The 16,800-nt window shown below is 66.3% G+C and carries 15 protein-coding genes; 10 read left to right on the top strand and 5 right to left on the bottom strand.

Translation table 11 applies throughout. The features are described 5' to 3' along the window. Positions 1-223: 223 nt before the first annotated feature. Complete coding sequence (locus AC5ZH6_RS23625) at positions 224-1,609, bottom strand: sodium/glutamate symporter (protein ID WP_006371784.1); 1,386 nt, start codon at positions 1,607-1,609, stop codon at positions 224-226. A 342-nt stretch (positions 1,610-1,951) separates the two neighbouring features. Between AC5ZH6_RS23625 and AC5ZH6_RS23630 the strand changes: the two genes are divergently transcribed. Next, positions 1,952-2,923, top strand: a complete 972-nt coding sequence (locus tag AC5ZH6_RS23630) for an alpha/beta hydrolase (protein WP_006371783.1) — start codon at positions 1,952-1,954, stop codon at positions 2,921-2,923. 48 nt (positions 2,924-2,971) lie between these two features. Here the strand turns inward: AC5ZH6_RS23630 and AC5ZH6_RS23635 are convergent, their stop codons facing one another. Next, entirely contained in the window at positions 2,972-3,949 is a 978-nt protein-coding gene (locus tag AC5ZH6_RS23635; RefSeq protein WP_006371782.1) for a GlxA family transcriptional regulator, read from the bottom strand. Then, entirely contained in the window at positions 3,942-4,787 is an 846-nt protein-coding gene (locus tag AC5ZH6_RS23640) for a dienelactone hydrolase family protein (RefSeq protein WP_035728638.1), read from the bottom strand. Before AC5ZH6_RS23640 ends, AC5ZH6_RS23635 begins: the two co-directional genes overlap by 8 nt. Before the next feature lie 95 nt (positions 4,788-4,882). Here AC5ZH6_RS23640 and AC5ZH6_RS23645 point away from each other — a divergent pair, with 95 nt between their 5' ends. The 5 genes from AC5ZH6_RS23645 to AC5ZH6_RS23665 all read left to right on the top strand — a co-directional run bounded on the left by AC5ZH6_RS23645 (position 4,883) and on the right by AC5ZH6_RS23665 (position 9,431). Further along, the gene (locus tag AC5ZH6_RS23645; RefSeq protein WP_496167894.1) at positions 4,883-5,620 is read left to right on the top strand and encodes a mycothiol-dependent nitroreductase Rv2466c family protein; all 738 of its coding nucleotides are present in this window, start codon (positions 4,883-4,885) and stop codon (positions 5,618-5,620) included. A gap of 21 nt (positions 5,621-5,641) precedes the next feature. Next, positions 5,642-5,983 carry a DUF1801 domain-containing protein gene (locus AC5ZH6_RS23650; protein ID WP_288336061.1) on the top strand — a complete coding sequence of 114 codons (342 nt, stop codon included), beginning with the start codon at positions 5,642-5,644 and terminating at the stop codon, positions 5,981-5,983. 72 nt (positions 5,984-6,055) lie between these two features. Then, the gene (locus tag AC5ZH6_RS23655) at positions 6,056-7,357 is read left to right on the top strand and encodes a cation:proton antiporter (RefSeq protein ID WP_288336063.1); all 1,302 of its coding nucleotides are present in this window, start codon (positions 6,056-6,058) and stop codon (positions 7,355-7,357) included. 138 nt (positions 7,358-7,495) lie between these two features. Beyond that, the gene (locus tag AC5ZH6_RS23660; RefSeq protein WP_271354284.1) at positions 7,496-8,578 is read left to right on the top strand and encodes a saccharopine dehydrogenase family protein; all 1,083 of its coding nucleotides are present in this window, start codon (positions 7,496-7,498) and stop codon (positions 8,576-8,578) included. Between the two features lie 115 nt (positions 8,579-8,693). After that, a complete protein-coding gene (locus AC5ZH6_RS23665) occupies positions 8,694-9,431 on the top strand; it encodes a response regulator transcription factor (RefSeq protein WP_496167896.1) in 738 nt (245 codons plus the stop codon). On the opposite strand, the gene AC5ZH6_RS23670 is transcribed toward AC5ZH6_RS23665, so the two are convergent. Next, a complete protein-coding gene (locus tag AC5ZH6_RS23670) occupies positions 9,330-10,568 on the bottom strand; it encodes an ISL3 family transposase (RefSeq protein ID WP_440939899.1) in 1,239 nt (412 codons plus the stop codon). The two genes, AC5ZH6_RS23665 and AC5ZH6_RS23670, sit on opposite strands and share 102 nt — an antisense overlap. 152 nt (positions 10,569-10,720) lie before the next feature. Beyond that, complete coding sequence (locus AC5ZH6_RS23675; protein WP_271354285.1) at positions 10,721-12,175, bottom strand: sensor histidine kinase; 1,455 nt, start codon at positions 12,173-12,175, stop codon at positions 10,721-10,723. A 154-nt stretch (positions 12,176-12,329) separates the two neighbouring features. On the opposite strand from AC5ZH6_RS23675, the gene AC5ZH6_RS23680 reads away from it, so the two are divergent. From AC5ZH6_RS23680 to AC5ZH6_RS23695, 4 genes are read left to right on the top strand one after another with little or no spacing between them, the layout of a single operon-like run. Next, a complete protein-coding gene (locus AC5ZH6_RS23680) occupies positions 12,330-14,003 on the top strand; it encodes a thiamine pyrophosphate-binding protein (protein WP_271354286.1) in 1,674 nt (557 codons plus the stop codon). Next, positions 14,000-14,665 carry an SRPBCC family protein gene (locus AC5ZH6_RS23685; protein WP_271354287.1) on the top strand — a complete coding sequence of 222 codons (666 nt, stop codon included), beginning with the start codon at positions 14,000-14,002 and terminating at the stop codon, positions 14,663-14,665. The genes AC5ZH6_RS23680 and AC5ZH6_RS23685 overlap by 4 nt, the downstream gene beginning before the upstream one ends. Then, on the top strand, positions 14,662-15,708 hold the full coding sequence (locus tag AC5ZH6_RS23690; RefSeq protein ID WP_079931010.1) for a 3-oxoacyl-ACP synthase III family protein: 1,047 nt from the start codon (positions 14,662-14,664) through the stop codon (positions 15,706-15,708). Before AC5ZH6_RS23685 ends, AC5ZH6_RS23690 begins: the two co-directional genes overlap by 4 nt. Then, positions 15,705-16,778, top strand: a complete 1,074-nt coding sequence (locus tag AC5ZH6_RS23695) for a pyridoxal phosphate-dependent aminotransferase (protein ID WP_271354288.1) — start codon at positions 15,705-15,707, stop codon at positions 16,776-16,778. The genes AC5ZH6_RS23690 and AC5ZH6_RS23695 overlap by 4 nt, the downstream gene beginning before the upstream one ends. The last annotated feature ends 22 nt before the right edge of the window (positions 16,779-16,800 follow it).

The raw sequence follows: 16,800 nt of genomic DNA on the forward strand, positions 1-16,800 counted from the left end.
CTCCGTCGCCGGTGAACTGGAATACCGGAAGCCGATGCGCGGTGCCAACCTTGACCGACGGGAGCGTGCGGTGTGACAGCTGCTGACGCACCCACCCCGGAGTAACACCCAGTCTGCCTGCAGCGTCCACCCCGCGCGGCGATGAGTGCGTTTGTGTGCCGACTTCGCCGTCGTGTGTCCTGCAGGACACACATTCCCCGAGTCGGCACACATTCGTGGCGATTCAGCCACCGACCCCGGACTTACGCCTGCGCATCCCCCACACCCCGATCACTGCGACGGCGACGACGCTGACCGCGGTGAACCACGGCAACCCGATCGCCACGATCAGCGGCACCGACAGCGCGGTGATCAAGCCGCCACCGAGGAACGGCTCGTACGGTAGCTGTTTGTAGCCATAGGCATTCGCGGTCGAGGTCTCGCGTCGGGGATCGACCATGTCGGCGAGGACGAAGCCGGTCGCGACATTGCCCTGCGATTGCCCGAAGTCGGCGATGGCGTGCTCGAACCAATCCGCACCGTGGAATCGGCGCCCCAGCCAGATCAGACAGACCACACTCCACCCGACACCGACGACGGTGAACACGACGATCGCCGGGACGTTGGAGCCGATGGTCGCCAGCGACATCGTGCCGATCGCACACACCAACAAGACGTCGAGGGCGATCGACGAGATCCCCTCGATCGCACGCTTGTCGACCCGGTGGGCCTGCCCGGTTCTCGTCACCACCCATTGCACGATGAACCCGCCGATGACTGCCACCGGGAACAACGGCATCTTGTCCAGGATGTCGGAACCGAGTGCGGAGACGATGGCCCGCGCTCCCCACAGGATGCCGACCGACACCAGAATCGTCACGCCGATCAGGGCGAAGGCGAGGGTGGTGGGGTGCAGACCGGTCTCGTTGGCGGGCTTGGCATCTGCCGGGACCACGTGGATGTCGTCGACGTCGTAGTTCTCATCGGACCGGAGGGGCTCGTTGCGGCGCAGCGGGATTCGGGGATGGCGGACCGCCCAGCGCACCAGCATCGATCCGACGACCACACCGGTCACCATGCTGATCGTCGCCAGGCCGAGCCCGATGTCGACGAGTTCGGGAGCGCCTTCGTCGCTGAAGACCTGACCCATGCCCGCGATGGTGCCGTGACCGCCGGCAAACGACATCTCCAACAGGGAACCGGCTTCGGCGGGTAGTCCGAAGAAGGGAGTGAGGACCAGGAGCACCGCGAGACCCCCGAGAGCGAACTGTCCGAACGACAGGAACGCACCGAACAATGCGTGCGGTGCCGCGGCGTCCCACAGGGCCCGCGGGCTGGGCAGCGTCTTGCCGAGCATGATGGCCGCGAAGACCACGTTGATCATCAGTCCGGGGATCACCCGCCAGACCTCGATGACGTCCGAGGGGAACAACCCGTGGCTGTCGGTGAGCCGGCCGAGCACCTGGGGTCCGAGGATCAACACCAGGAATCCCGACACCACGCTCGCCGGGATGAACAAGGTGTGCAGGAATCCGACCTTCATGCGCACGGTCCACCCGACGACGAGTACCGCGCCGAGGATGGCCAGCGACAGTCCGACGGTCTGGGCCTCACTGAGTTGTGCGAGCACTACCGCGCCCCCGATTCGGCTGCATGCATCGCCCCATCGTAGGCACCGACGTCGGTGGCGGACGTGTCGGGATCGCCCTACGGAGGCCGTGATGAAGCGAAACCGACGAAGGTGTTGACACCGCTTACTTCGGGTTCTACCGTGAGCCGGGAGGCGTCCACAACAGGAAACGAACCTCCCGAGATCCGACCCGGCCTTCCGGGCGGCAACTCAGCGCGGGAAATGCATTCTCCACCATCGATTCTCGTGCCGCGGTTCTGACACAACCACCCGCGTCGAAAACCTCAACTGCCAGATGCGACTGCAATCGACGCACGCTTCCAGAGGAAAGAGGCTCACCCCATGCCCGAGATTCCCGCTCCCCTGCCCCCCTATCTCGAACCCGCGGCGCAAGAGCTGTGCGCCGCCACCGATCCCCACCCGCGCATCTACGAGGTACCACCCGATCAGGGACGTCAGATCCTGCTCGACCTGCAGAGCGACGAGAGCGTCCCCCGACCCGAGGTCGACGAGGAGTGGGTGGATGTCAACGCCGGCGAATGGGGCACCGTCAGAACCCGGATCATCCGGCCGAAGGGCGCGAGTGGCCAGCTGCCGGTCGTGTTCTACATTCACGGCGCCGGTTGGGTTTTCGGGGACGACAGAACCCATGACCGACTGTTCCGGGAACTGGCCGTCGGCGCCGGCGCGGCCGGGGTCTTCCCGGTCTATGACCGCGCACCCGAACACAAGTACCCCACGCAGATCGAGCAGAACTACGCCGTTGGCCAATGGGTACTCGAACACGGTTCGGAGCATGGACTCGACACCAGCCGCATCGCGGTGACCGGCGAGTCCGTCGGCGGTTGTATGTCGGCGGTGTTCGCACTGATGAACAAGGAGCGCGCTGGCATCGATCTCAAGGCACAGGTGCTGCTCTACCCCGTGGCCAACGCCGACTTCAACACCCCGTCCTACCTCCAATTCGCCGAGGGCTACTACCTCACGCGCGACGGAATGAAGTGGTTCTGGGATGCCTACACCACCGATCCGGCACAACGGGCAGAGCCCCACGCGTCACCGCTGCAAGCGAGTGTCGAAGAACTGCAAGGACTCCCGACAACACTGGTCATCACCGACGAAGCCGACGTGCTGCGTGACGAAGGCGAACAGTACGCGAACAAACTCCGTGAGGCGGGAGTGGACGTCACCAGCGTGCGGGTCGCCGGCATGGTCCACGACTTCCTGCTCCTCGACAGCCTACGAGATACCAAGGCCGCCAACGTGGCCCGCACACTCGCGATCGATGCACTGCGGAGTGCGTTGCAGGGCTGACTCTCAAAGATCGGCGGCACCGGCCACCGTGTACGAGGTGCTGGATCCCTACGCACGTCCGAACTGACCCCGATACTCCCTCGGCCGCATACCGGTGTGCCTTGTGAACAGGTCCGAGAACGCGCCGCCATCCTGGTAGCCGACGGCACGGTGGACGTCGCCGAGGGTGCGGTCGGTGGACGCCAGAAGGTGCTGCGCACGCCGGATGCGGGCCCGCTGTAGATAGGTCAGCGGCGACTCCCCGGTTTCGCGTTTGTAGGTCCGGAGCAGAGTTCTGGTACTCACCGACATCTGCGCCGCAAGGTCTTTGAGGCTGTACGGCTCGGTGAGGTGACGCTCGAGGTGGCGTTGTACCCGCGCAGCGAACGACGACCCGGCGGGCGGCAGCAGCGCGGTGTCGACGTAGGGCGTCTGGCTGCTACGGGCGTCGTCGAGCAGCGCGATCCGCGCGGTGCGACGCGCGACGTCGTCGCCGTGGCGGCTCTCGATGAGGTCGATGACGAAGTCGTACATGGCGCTGAATGCGGCGGTCGTGGTGACCCCCTCGTCGGTGACGACGAGCTTCTCGTCGTCGACCACCGCGCACGGAAAGGCTTGTCGCAGAGCATCGGCGAACAACCACGCGGTGGTGACCGTGCGGCCGTCGAGTACCCCGGACGCCCCGAGCAGAAAGGCGCCGACGCACACCGAGACGACGGGCCGGCCATCGCAAACGTGCCGGCCGATCACCTCGATCTCCGGCGCCAGATCTGCGAGTCTGTCCGAAACATTTTCCCCGGGAACGAATTCGAAACCAGGGATCACCAATACGTCGGTGTCGTCGCCGGCCGCGGACACCTGCAGCGGGATGTCACCGGAGGCGACGACGCGACTGCGCGGCGAGACGATCGAGGTCACCAGCGACGGCTCCTGGTGGTGCGCCCGGGCGACGTGGCCACCCATGGTGAGCACGTCGGTGATACCGAAGATCTCCGAGGCGAAGCACCCCGGGTATGCGAGGATGCCGACACGCGTCAGGTCAGCCATGTTCCTCCGCAACGGTTTCGGAGCCTCCGAGCAGGGCCACGGTCAGGTAGTCCACGATCTCGTCTCGCGCCCGGATGGTCGGATGACCGGCCTCGTCGACGAGATGGGCGGTCACCACGCTGTGCGGCGTGCCGACGACGTCGGCGAAGAACGGCGGCGGACTCGGATTCGCCGACGACCCCGGCAGCACGCGCCCATCGAACCGGTCGCCGAGCAGCTCGGCATAGGCGGCGAATCGTGCTGCGGTACACCACCGATCGGTGTCGAACCGATACCCGATCACCCGCAGGTCGTCGGCGTCGAGCCGGCGACGGAGGGCACGGCCGTCGGCCTCGGACAGTTCGAGACCGCCCGGGTCGTCGAGCGGCAGTGACGGGTGATTGACGACGGCAGCGACGACCGAGTCGTCGAGCATCATCGTGAGGGCGAAGTTGCCGGTGAAACACAACCCGACAGCGCCCACACCCGGCCCACCGCATTCGGCATGCGCCACCCGCGCCAGCGCGCGCAGCGTCGTCGCGATCGGACTCGTACCGCCACCGGCGAAGGCATTGAACTCCCGGCTCACGCACGCCCGCTTCATGATCGACGTGCCGGCCTCGGCCTGCGGGTAGGCTCCATCCACCCCGAACAGCGACGGCAGGTAGACGGTCAGTCCCGCATCGCGTATCCACCGACCGAACCGCAGCACGTCGGGGCTGATGCCCGGCATCTCCGGCAACAACACCACCGCGGGGCCTCTGCCCGAGGTCCACACCGTCAGTTCGTCGCCGGCGAGATCGAGGTGGCGAGCAGTGAAATCGGTCATCGGATCATCAGTCGCGGAGGTCGGGGTCATGTCTTCATGCTCGGTCATGATCAGGTCACGCCGACAGTGGCGGGATCGCCATCCTTCCGGGTGATCCCGCCACGATACATTGCACGTCGTGGACAATGGGGTTCATGGCCGACGACGACCTCCACTTCTATTTCGACCCGGTGTGCCCGTTTGCCTGGATGACCAGCAACTGGGTGCGTCAAGTGCAAGCGCAACGGAACTATTCGGTCGACTGGCGGTTCATCTCTCTACGCCAACTCAACGCGCACATCGACTATGCGGCCCACTTCCCGCCGGAGTACGAGGCCGGGCACACCGCGGGGCTGCGGCTGCTCCGAGTGTGCGCGAGTGTCCGACGGGAGCACGGGCGCGAGCTGATGAACCCGCTGTATCAGGCGTTCGGCAGGCGGATCTTCGACGAACACACCGGCACCTACCTCGTCGACGGTCGTGATGTCCGGGGCACCGATGAGTTCCTCCGGCCCGTCCTGACCGAACTCGGGCTTCCCGCACACCATGTCGAGGCCCTCGACGACACCTCGCTCGACGCCGAGATCCACGCCGAGACCGACGAGGCCCTCGCACTGACCGGCCGCGACGTCGGCACCCCGATCATCCATGTCGAACCGCCCACGGGTGTCGCCTTTTTCGGGCCGGTCATCAGCCGCCTACCCGACGACGCCGACGCCCTCGAGTTGTGGGATCACGTGGTCGGCCTGGCGCGATTCCCGGGCTTCGCCGAACTCAAGCGCAGCCTCCGAGAAAAGCCACAGCTCAAGAGTTTCGGTGTCGACGTCGACGCCGTCGGCGAACAAGAAGACTGGCGCGGCGGGTCTCGGCGGACCAAGCATTGACGGCCTGGTTACTGTTTGCTCATGACGACCGACTGGCGAGCAGCCCGCGCCGATGAGGTGCGCACCCTGATCCTGCAGGCCGACCCCGACATCACCGAAGAGATCAAGTGGCGCAAGCCGTCCAATCCCGATGGTGTACCCACATTCTCGCTCGACGGACTGGTCTGCACCCTGGAGACCTACAAGGACAAGATCAAGATCAGCTTCCGACACGGTGCTTCCTTGCCCGACCCGAGGAAGGTTTTCAACGCGAGCCTCACCGCGGGTAGCCGTCGGGCCATCGACCTCAAAGAAGACGATCAACTCGATGCCGATGCGTTTGTCGAGCTGATCCGCGCGGCGGTGGCGTTCAACCGGAAGTAGATCGTCCCCACCCGTGTTCATCAGACCTTCCCATGCAGGGTAGCCTTAGCTAATTCTGAGGGAAGGGTGGTCGTGATCGAGGCCGCAGCGACCCCGGTGCCGTTCATCGGTGCCGGCACATTGATGACGATGCTGCTCGCGCTCGCCGTGCTGCTCGCCTCGGCGATCGCGCTGGGCTGGCTCGCCCGTCGAGTCGGCATGCCCGCGGTGGTCGGCGAGATCCTCGCCGGCGTCATTCTGGGTCCGTCCATCCTCGGACAGGCGTGGCCATGGCTGCAGCACACCCTCTTTCCGACCGATGCCGCCCGGTTGAACCTGATCGACGCCATCGGTCAACTCGGAGTCATCCTGCTCGTCGGATTGGCCGGCGCCGAACTCGACCTCGCATTCGTGCGGCGCCGCACCAGCGTGGTGACCTCGGTCGGGGTGTTCGCGTTCGTCGTTCCACTCGGCGCGGGCATCGGGGCCGGATTCCTCATCCCCACGAGCATGCGCGCCGACGACGTCTCCCCCGCGGTGCTGGCGTTGCTGCTCGGGACGGCGCTGTCGGTCAGCGCCATCCCGGTGATCGCCAAGATCCTCACCGAGATGGGGTTGTTGCACCGCAACATCGGCCAGTTGATCCTCGCCGTCGGCAGCACCAACGACGCCGTCGCCTGGGTCCTGCTGTCGGTGACGTCATCGATGGCGACCGTCGGGTTGCGCAGCGGCAACGTCGCGGCCGCGCTCATCGCAACCGTCGGCGCGATCGGAATTGCGGTGTTCGTCCTCAAACCACTCATCCGGCCGCTGCTCGACAAGCTCGAAAAGACCGAGGCCGCAACGGGATACCTCGTCCCGGTCTGCGCCACCCTCGTCATCGCCTGCGCCGCCGTCACCCAAGCACTGAACCTCGAGGCGATCCTGGGTGCTTTCCTCGCCGGCGTGGTGATCGGTCCGCGCCGACCCGCCCTCATCGAGCCGCTGCGTCTGGTCACGATGACGGTGCTCGCGCCGATCTTCCTGGCGACCGCAGGTCTGCGGGTGGACCTGCGTCTGCTGGCCGATCCTACGGTCGCGCTCACCGCCGCGGTACTGCTGGTGCTCGCCGTCACGTCCAAATTCGCCGGCGCCTACATCGGCGCCCGCCTGGTGCGGCAAACCCGTTGGGAATCGGTGGCATTGGGATCGGGGCTGAACACCCGGGGCGCCGTGGAGATCGTCATCGCGATGACCGGATTGCGCATCGGGGTGTTCTCGGCCAGCGTCTACACGGTGATCGTGCTGATCGCCATCGTCACCTCCGTGATGGCACCGCCGATGCTCAAGTATGCGATGTCGCGCATCACCAGTACCGAAGAAGAACACGTCCGCGAGGCGCTGCGGAAGGTCTGAGGCGGGCACTACCGGTGTCGTGGGGTCGGGGAAACCAATCGTGATGACATCGAGATTTCCCCTCTGACGCCGCTCCTCAACCTCAGGCCCTGCCGTGTAGCGTCGACGTCGCACACTTGTCGAGAGCGGGGGCCGCAGATGTCGAAGATCGTGTTGTTCGGGGCGACGGGATACACCGGGCGGCTGACAGCCGCCGCGCTTCGGGCGCGGGGTGTCGAGCCACTGCTGGCCGCCCGCAACCGGTCCGCCTTGGCCTCGGTGGCCACCGACATCGGCGGCGCCGACACCGCCGTCGCCGATGTCACCGACCCGACATCGGTTCGTGCACTGCTGGAATCGGGTGATGTGCTGATCAGCACGGTTGGCCCATTCCTGCGGTACGGGCGGCCCGCGCTCGACGCCGCACTCGCCGCCGGTGCGCACTACCTCGACTCCACCGGCGAGGGGCCCTTCATCCGCGCCGTGTTCGACCGGGACGCCGAGGCCCGCGAGAAGAACATCGGGCTGCTCAGCGCCTTCGGATTCGATTATGTCCCCGGCAATCTCGCCGCGGGCCTGGCTCTCGCCGACAGTCTCGAGGCGACGGGGGTCCGAATATGTTACGGCATCGTCGATCCCGGCACCAGCGGCGGCACCCGGGCGTCGATGGCCGGCATGATGTTCGAGTCCGGATTCTCGTTGCGCGACGGGCGACTTCGTCCGGCACGTCTGGGAGAACGCGTGCACACCTTCACCGTCAACGGCGCCTCCCGCACCGCGGCGTCGATTCCGGCGTCGGAGCATCTCGCCCTGCCCCATTCGTATCCGGGTCTGCGCGACGTCGACGTCTATCTCAGCTCTCCGCCGGCCGCGGCACGCGCCCTGCAGATCGGCACCCGGGTCACCTCGATCGCCGCGCAGATCGCTCCGCTCAAGGCCTTTGGCGACGCCGTCCTCTCCCGGGTCGTGAAGGGATCGACGGGCGGACCGACCGCGGAGCAACGGGCGAGCACGTCGTCGTGGATCGTCGCAGAGGCGCTCGACGCGAACGGCGCGGTGCTGGCGTCGACGACGCTCACCGGTGTCGATCCCTACACCTTCACCGCCTCGATCCTCGCCTGGGGCGCCCAGCGGGCACTGTCGGGTGGCCTGCGCACCAGTGGCGCGCTCGGACCGGTCGACGCCTTCGGCCTCGAAGAACTCACCGCGGGCGCAGCTGAAGCGGGACTGACGGCCCAGTAGAGCTGATACGGCCGTCGAGACTCTTGCGGGCAGTCGGCACTCCCGGAAGTCCGCACCGGGCGGTAGTAGAGTCGACCTCGGGCCGGGGCCTGCCGAACACCGAAGTGGAGACCGCGTGCGGGTGCTGGTCGTCGACGACGACGCGAATGTGGCCGAGACCGTCCGCCGGGTACTCACCACCGCCGGGTGGAACGTCACGGTCAGCGGCGACGGTGTGGACGCCCTGGCCCAGGCGAGCGCCGAGGAGTTCGATGCGATCGTGCTCGACATCATCCTGCCCGGCCTCAACGGGTTCGAGGTGGTTCGCGAGTTGCGGCGACGTGAGGTCTGGACACCGGTGGTGATGCTCTCGGCCAAGGACGGCGAGTACGACCAGGCCGAGGCCCTCGATTTCGGCGCCGACGACTACCTGGTCAAACCCTTCTCGGTGGTGGTGCTCAACGCGCATCTGCGGGCCGTGGTGCGGCGCGGCGGCCGGGAGCGCCCCGCCGTGCTCACCGCCGGAACGCTCAGTCTCGACCCGGCCCAGCGGGTGGTCACCCGCTCCGGGCAGGTCATCACGCTGACACCCCGGGAATACTCGGTACTCGAACACCTGATGCGCCGCAAGGGCACCGTCGTGTCCAAACATTCCATCCTGCAATCGGTCTGGGATGAGAACTACACCGGAGACGAGAACATCATCGAGGTGTACATCGGCTACCTCCGCCGGCGTATCGACCAGCCGTGGCGCTCCTCACGTAAGAGTGGGTCATTTCCGCTGCGGCAGAGCGGGACACGCTCCCCCGCGGGTCAGGGTTGCCATGGCGATCAATGCTTGTGGACTGTGAAAGCCGTAGGACCGCTTGGTTAATGCGCGCAGGTGAGTGTTGGTGGCTTCCACACGACCGTTGGACATGTTGCAGGTGACCGCGTTGTAGATCTGTATCTCGCGTGAGCGGACCGACCGAGCGACCGTCTGCATCTCGCTGATACCGCTGTTCTCGGCGGTACTGAGCCAGCGTTGCAGCTGGCGCCAGGTGTGGCCGAACTTCCTGGTAAGAACTTGGCGGAGCAGCTCTTTGAGCTGATAGGCCCGTGCCAACACATCGTTGGCGGCGTTGATGACACCCTGTCGAGCATGTTCTTGTTCGTCGGTCAGATCCTCTGGATTCTTCAGTAACGCCCAGCGCAGACGCCGCCGATCGTTCTGCGAGAGGCCGTCAATCCCGCTCAGCACTCGCGACCGACACCGGTCGAGGGCTTGAGAAACCCACTGCAGCACATGAAACGGATCCATACACACGTACACGTCGGGTGCTCGTTCGGCCAACACGGTCGCGATAAACTCAGCCCCGTCGGCAGTGACATGCGTGAGCATCCGGGTCCGTCGCGGCCCGAGGTCATCGAAGAACCGGTTCAAGGTGTCCTTGGTGGCACCCTCGCCGGCCCACACCAACCGGCCGGTGTCGTGATCAACCACAACGAGCAGATAGCGCCTACCCTTGCGATAGGCAATCTCATCGATACCGATGCGCCGCAACCCATTCAACCGATCAGTCTCGCCGACGTGATCGGCGACGACACGATCGACGATCCGCGAGACCGTCGCCCACGACACGCGCATCATCTCCTGCACCGAGGTCATCGGACAGTGCGCGGCCAGCCACGCCACCTGATCGTCGAAGGCTCTCGTCATCCGCGCCCCAGCTCGCGCCCACGGTACCGATTCGGTCACCACGCCATGCGTCGGGCACGACACCCGCACGCAGGCCATCTCGACGACGCACCGCCACCCTCCCAGGTCGAGGTGTCGCCACCGGCGATTCGCACTGCGCTGGTCATAACGGGCGCAACGCTTCTCGCAATGCGGACACCGCCCAGCGGACCGTTTGTGCAACTGCAGCGTGACCACGAGGAACTCGCCGTCCTCATCGTCATCGAAACGAACACCGATCACGCGGGATTTCTCCAATCCCACGACCTTCTGCAGTACACTCACAGTGCGCAACGCCGACTCCTCTAGGTATTGATCTTCGCAACTCAAAACCTATGCGAGAGAAGGCGTTGCGCCTAATAGGCGCGCTGTGGATAACCCACTTCAGGGTCAGAAGTGCCCCAGCCGTTCGGGGTGTCCTCCATCGAAACCGTGCGCGGAGCCGGCTACCGGCTGCGGGAGGACTGAGCAGGGCCTTGGTCCGCCGAAGAGAGATTCTCGGCCGCCGGCATCGGTAGTCGCACAACGAAGTCGACACCGCCACCGGTTCTCTCGGCCACCACGACGCTGCCGTCGTGGGCACGAACGATCTCCCGCACGATGGCCAGGCCGAGCCCGGCACCGGATCCCTGACGCCGGTCGGCGTCAACTCGGGCGAACCTGTCGAAGATGCGCTCGCGCTGCGCTTCCGGGATACCCGGACCGTCATCGCCGACGGTGATCACCGCGTCGTCTCCGTCGGCGCGCAACGACAACGACACCAGGGAGCGAGCGTACCGGGCGGCGTTGTCGGTGAGGTTGCGGACGGCGCGCGCGATCATCTCCCGGTCACCGACCACTCGAACAGGCGCCAGATGCGGTTCCACCACAACGGTGTTCGACGATCTGAGCCGAGCGATCTCGGCGCCGACGATGTCGTCGAGGTCGACCTCGATCCGCTGCAGCGGCAGCCCACGTTCGTCGGCTCGGGCCAACAGCAACAGGTCGTCGACGATGTGTTGCATTCGTCGTGCCTCGGGAAGCAGCACGGCCCGAACCGTTTCCGTGTCGATCGCGGTGTGGGAATCGTCAGCGAGGTCGAGGAGTCCGACGACGGTGGTCAGTGGGCTGCGCAGTTCGTGGGAGGCATCACCGACGAAGCGCAGTTGTGCGTCGTGGCTGGACTCCAGTCGGCGCAGCATCCCGTTCATCGTCACTGCCAGCGCTCGGATCTCGTCGTGCGCCTCGGGTACCGGTACGCGTTGCCCGAGACGGCTCGCACTGATCTCATTGACCCGCCGGGAGATTCGTGACACCGGCCGCAGGGACCGGCCGACGAGGAGGTAGACCGCCCCGGCGCCGAGGATCACGACCATCGGCAGTTCGACGGCCATGATCGAGGCCATCGTCCATTCACTGCTGCGAATGCCGCTCGCGCGGTCGAGCGCGATGACCGAATAGCGTTGTCCCGCATACCTGGCCGTCACCGCTGTCGCGCAGTACTCGCCATGGAATCCGGGGATGTAGACATCGTCGGCGTAGACCGGTGAGTCGTCGGCCGGTACGGTGCCCGCCCCGGCCGACTGGTATCCGGCGAGTGTCACCGCGCCGGTCGGCGCCCCCGGTGAGGCCACCACGACCTCGCCCTGCTCGTCGAGCACCTGCATCACATCCACACCGGCGCCGGGGGCGAGATCGTCGGAGTCAACGGCGGCGGGTCCGCCGTGGGTGATGGCGGTGGCGATCTGGTAGGCCTGCCGGGCGGTGGATCGATACATCGCGTCGGTGTTCGCGCGGTGCAACATGTACAGCGTCACCGCGCCGCCGATCCCGAGAGCGACGGCCACCACGATCGCCGCGATCACCGTCGACTGCACTCGCACACCCCATCGGGCGATGGGCGACGACAAAGTTCTCTTCACTGCTCGGTCCGTCCCGCGTCCGGCGGTCACGAGTCGGCTGGTAAGGGCATCGGTCCGCGTGGAACGCTGGTCGCACAGTCTATTCGATGCTTCTGGCGTCGACCAGTGTCGGCTTTCAGCGGCTCTTCAGGTGATCCGGCGAAGAGTGCAGAGCATGGTTGCCGCAGGTACCGTCGCCGAGTGCATCCTCGAGGCCGCACGTGAGCACGGAATCAGCGCGGTGTTCGGGGTCCACGGCGCCAACATCGAGGACGTGTACGCCACCGGAGCGGTGATCGGCATGCCGATGGTGGTTGCCAAACACGAGTTCGCGGCGGGCGCGATGGCCGACGGGGTGGCGCGGATGACCGGGCGGCCGGGCATGGTCGTGACCACATCCGGCGGGGGCGCGCTGAATGTGGTTGCTGCGCTGGCGGAATCCTACGACAGCCGGGTTCCGGTACTCGCGGTGATCGGTGCACCCCCGACACCACTGACCGGGCGCGGTGCCTTCCAGGACATGCTCGATCCCCCCGACACCATCGATCTCACCGCCGTCCTCGGCGGCATCACCGGATACTGTGCGGTGGTGCGCTCGGCGGCCGACCTCGGGTCTGCACTCGCCCAGTCGTTCGCCGCGCTGCGCCGCGGCCTGCCCGCCGCCCTGATCGTGCCGAAAGACGTTCAGACGCAGCGCTATGACGGGACGGTCAGCACCGGCATCGGCACTGCGGACGTTACCGATGCCGCGGAGGAGACATCGGCAGCCCTCGACACCCTGGCCACGTTCCTCGCCGAGCGCGTCACCGCAGGCGCACACACGTGTGTGTGGGTCGGCGACGAGGTGTCGCGCTCCCATGCGGGCGAGACCGTCAGCGCGATCGCGACGATGCTCGGTGCCACGATCGTCGCCGCTCCCGGTGGCGCCGATGCCGTCACCGACCTCACCACGCACGCAGGGGTCACCGGGGTGATGGGCCATCCGTCGGCACGGCGGGCCCTCGCCGACGCCGACGTGTGCCTGGCGCTCGGCACTCGGATGACGGTCACCGATCGTGGTGACCTCGACGACCTGCTCGACGGTATCGAGCTGTATCACGTTGGCGAACAGCCTCCTCGGTATCCCAGCAAGACCGTCGCGGTCACCTCGATCGCCACGGCGCTCATCCATCTCGCGGAGTCCGCGTCCCTGCGTCGGCTCCCGCCGCGTCGCCCGCCGCGTGCGGTTGTCGAATACCTGACGACACCGCCGGCCCCCGATCCGCATCTGCCGGGCCTACCGGCACTCATGACGGCGATCGACGCACACCTACCCCACGATGCGCACGTCTTCGCCGACGCAGGCAACGCCGGAGCCGCTGCGTTACACCATCTGACGCCGCGCCGCTCCGGCCGCTTCACCGTCGCCCTCGGCATGGGCGGCATGGGATATGCGATCGCCGCGGGGATCGGGGCCGCCATCGACGATCCGTCCCGGCGAAGCGTGGTGATCGCCGGCGACGGTGCGTTCTTCATGCACGGCATGGAGTTTCACACCGCCGTGGAGCACGACGCCCCGGTCACCCTGATCGTCCTCAACAACAACGCCCACGGCATGTGCGTGACGCGGGAGAATCTGTACTTTCCGGAGACGGTCGGTGTCAACCGATTTCGCACGTCGGATATCGCCGGCGCCGTGTCGGTGCTGTATACCGGCGTGACGGTCCGCCATCCCCACGATGCGGCCGGCACAAGCGCCGCCTGCGCGGCGCTCTTCGCCGAGCGCGGACCCAATTGTCTTGTCGTCGAATGCCACAGCGATGAGGTTCCACCGTTCGCCCCCTTCCTGCCCCGAGAGGACTCCGCATGACCAGTCAGCCCGCCCCGCTCGCCGACCTCGGGGACCGCGTCGCCGACATCGACGGGCTCATCCGCGTCGAGACCCACCCCCGCACGGTGGCGACCCCGATCATCGTCGACATGCTGCGCTCGGTGTACCCGCACGACAAGATCTTCGGGCAGTTCTGCCCGATCCAGGGATACGTGGACGCACCGCCCCGCGAGCTGTTCTCCTGGCTCTCCGACACCCGCTCGCTGGAGGAATGGACCTACAGTCTGCGCGGATTCACCGAAACCGACGAGCCCGGCCTGTGGGTCGCCCAGGACCGGCTCGGTGACAACACCGACATCTACACCCGCACCATCTCCGACCCGAATGCGATGACCGTCGACTACCACTGTGCATGGGATCAGGGCGAACACCTGTGGATGATCTACCTGATGCGGGTCGTCGATGCGCAGGTGGTGTTGAATCGTCCGGGTTCGGTGGTGCTGTGGAACAACTGCCGGCATCCCTTCTACGACGAGAATCCCTACCCCGACACCGCGCCGCCCGATCGCCCGGTATGGGTCGGCGATTTCTGGGAGATGTTCTCTGCCGGACACCAACTCGAGCTCGACAATCTCACGGCGATCGCCGAGTTCCGCCACCACAACAACCTGCCCCTCACCCCGGAATGGATGACGTCATGACCGCCTCGACCAGACTTGATCCGACCCGCTCACCGGTGGTCCTGCGTGATCTCGCAGCCTATCTCCCCGACAACCGGGTCCCGGCCGACTATTTCGCCCGGTACGCCGCCGACGACGACCTTGCGGGCAACGTGATGTTCGCGGCACCCGCTTTTCGCCATCATGCCGCCGACGGTGAGACGTCGGCGGACATGATGGTCTCGGCGGCAGGCGTTCTCACCGATCGCCACGGGTCCGAGTACCTCGATGAGGTGAGCATCGTGCTCACCCACAGTCAGCTGCCCGAGGTCCCGGTGCGGGGGTGTGGTGGCGAGTTGGCGCATCGGCTGGGATTGCGGCCCCGGACCGTCCTCGACGTCCACAACGCGGGGTGTGCGGCGTTCATGCACATGATCGACATCGCCGGTTCGTTGCTTCGCGCCGACGGTGGTGGAGCGGCGTTGATCGCGCTCGCACAGAACAGCGCGGCACAGATCTTCACCCAGGAGCAGGTGCGGGGCAAAGCCCAGGCCGCCATCCCCGGCGATGGTTCGGCCGCAGCACTGTTGACCCTCGGTGACGACGGGTCGCCGATTCTCGGGTCGGCCGCCCACTCCTTCGGTGAGTACTCGGCGGACATGGCGTCGGTGTCGTCTCCTTCTCGCAAATACTGGGAGGCCGGGCCCGGACAAATCCACATCGGCTTCACCGAGTCGCGCATCACCAAGGTGCTCGCGCGCGGTAACCGCATGGTCCCCGAGGTGGCGATCGAGGTGGCCGATGCGATCGGTATCGCTCCGTCGGCGCTGGATTGGTTCATCACCAATCAGCCCAATCGAATCTTCTTGCGCAACTGGCGCGAAGCGCTCGAACTCCCCGCCGAGCGTCACCCCGACACCTTCGACGAGTGCGGCAACCTGTTCGCGGTCGGTGTTCCCACCACACTCGACACCGCGATCGACGACGGACGTGTCCGACCCGGCGACGTGGTGATGATGTCGGCGTTCGCCCACGCCGGCGACTTCGCTGCGGCCACCGCCATCCGCTGGGCCGGCAGACGATGACCCGTCACCTGCGCCCGGCTCCCGACCCACCCCTTCAAATCTCATCACAGAGATCTGCTGCACCGCAACGAGTCCGGCTCGATCTCAACGAATCCGCATACGGGCCGCTGCCGAGCCTGGCGCGCGCCCTGACCGATGCGGTGCCCTCGCTCAACCGCTATCCCGAGTTCCTGCCGCACCGCACGCGCCGCACCATCGCCGGACATCTCGGCGTCGACGACGACGCGGTGACGGTGGGTCCGGGTGCCACCGGCGTGCTCGCCGCCGCGCTGCACTGCGCCGTGAGCCATGGTGCTCGACGCGGCGTATCGTCACCCGAATTACTGACGCCGATACCCACGTTCGGTGGCTACCCGATACTCGCCGGCAGCCTCGGGCTACGGCTCCGCGGCCTACCCCTCGATGTTCACGGCCGCCCCGATCTGCAGAAACTGTACGAGCGGGTCGGCCCCGAGACCGTCGCGGTCGCAGTGTGCTCACCGCACAACCCGACCGGCGCGGTACTCGATTGCTCGGAATTACTCGACTTCTGTACCGCGCTACCCGACGACGTGACCGTGATCATCGATCAGGCCTATCTCGAATTCTCGGATACCGCACCGGATCTCGCAGAGATGCTCTCAACACATCCACGTGTCGTCGCGGTCCGGACCTTCAGCAAGGCCCATGGCCTTGCCGGATTGCGCGTCGGGTACGGGGTGGGCCCGATTCCGTTGATCGACGAATTACGTTCTCACGAAGTGCCTTTCGCCGTCGGATCACTCGCCGAACTCGCGGTTCCACTGACCCTGGACTTGTCCGACGAGTTGTCGGAGCGGGTACGGCGGATGCGGATCGAACGCAGATGTCTTGCCGACAGACTGCGAGCCGCAGGCGCCAACGCGCTTCCCAGTCAGGCCAACTTCTTGTTCTTGCCCGGCGCCGAGGGCGTCGCTCTCGGCGAGGTCCTCATCGCGTGCGGGATTTCGGTCACACCATATCGGCCACACGGTCTGCGGATCACCATCGGTGATCGGTACGACACCGAGCGCGTGATCCGCACCCTGGAAACGGTCGCGGCCTCGGCGTGACCGGTACTCGTGTCCGGTTGGT

The sequence above is a fragment of the Gordonia sp. YC-XJ4 genome (genome assembly GCF_059511865.1).

Coding starts and splice junctions, on each gene's coding strand:
- AC5ZH6_RS23630 (WP_006371783.1), top strand. CDS start 1,952: ATGCCCGAGATTCCCGCTCCCCTGCCCCCCTATCTCGAACCCGCGGCG.
- AC5ZH6_RS23635 (WP_006371782.1), bottom strand. CDS start 3,949: ATGGCTGACCTGACGCGTGTCGGCATCCTCGCATACCCGGGGTGCTTC.
- AC5ZH6_RS23640 (WP_035728638.1), bottom strand. CDS start 4,787: ATGACCCCGACCTCCGCGACTGATGATCCGATGACCGATTTCACTGCT.
- AC5ZH6_RS23645 (WP_496167894.1), top strand. CDS start 4,883: ATGGGGTTCATGGCCGACGACGACCTCCACTTCTATTTCGACCCGGTG.
- AC5ZH6_RS23650 (WP_288336061.1), top strand. CDS start 5,642: ATGACGACCGACTGGCGAGCAGCCCGCGCCGATGAGGTGCGCACCCTG.
- AC5ZH6_RS23660 (WP_271354284.1), top strand. CDS start 7,496: ATGTCGAAGATCGTGTTGTTCGGGGCGACGGGATACACCGGGCGGCTG.
- AC5ZH6_RS23680 (WP_271354286.1), top strand. CDS start 12,330: ATGGTTGCCGCAGGTACCGTCGCCGAGTGCATCCTCGAGGCCGCACGT.
- AC5ZH6_RS23685 (WP_271354287.1), top strand. CDS start 14,000: ATGACCAGTCAGCCCGCCCCGCTCGCCGACCTCGGGGACCGCGTCGCC.
- AC5ZH6_RS23690 (WP_079931010.1), top strand. CDS start 14,662: ATGACCGCCTCGACCAGACTTGATCCGACCCGCTCACCGGTGGTCCTG.
- AC5ZH6_RS23695 (WP_271354288.1), top strand. CDS start 15,705: ATGACCCGTCACCTGCGCCCGGCTCCCGACCCACCCCTTCAAATCTCA.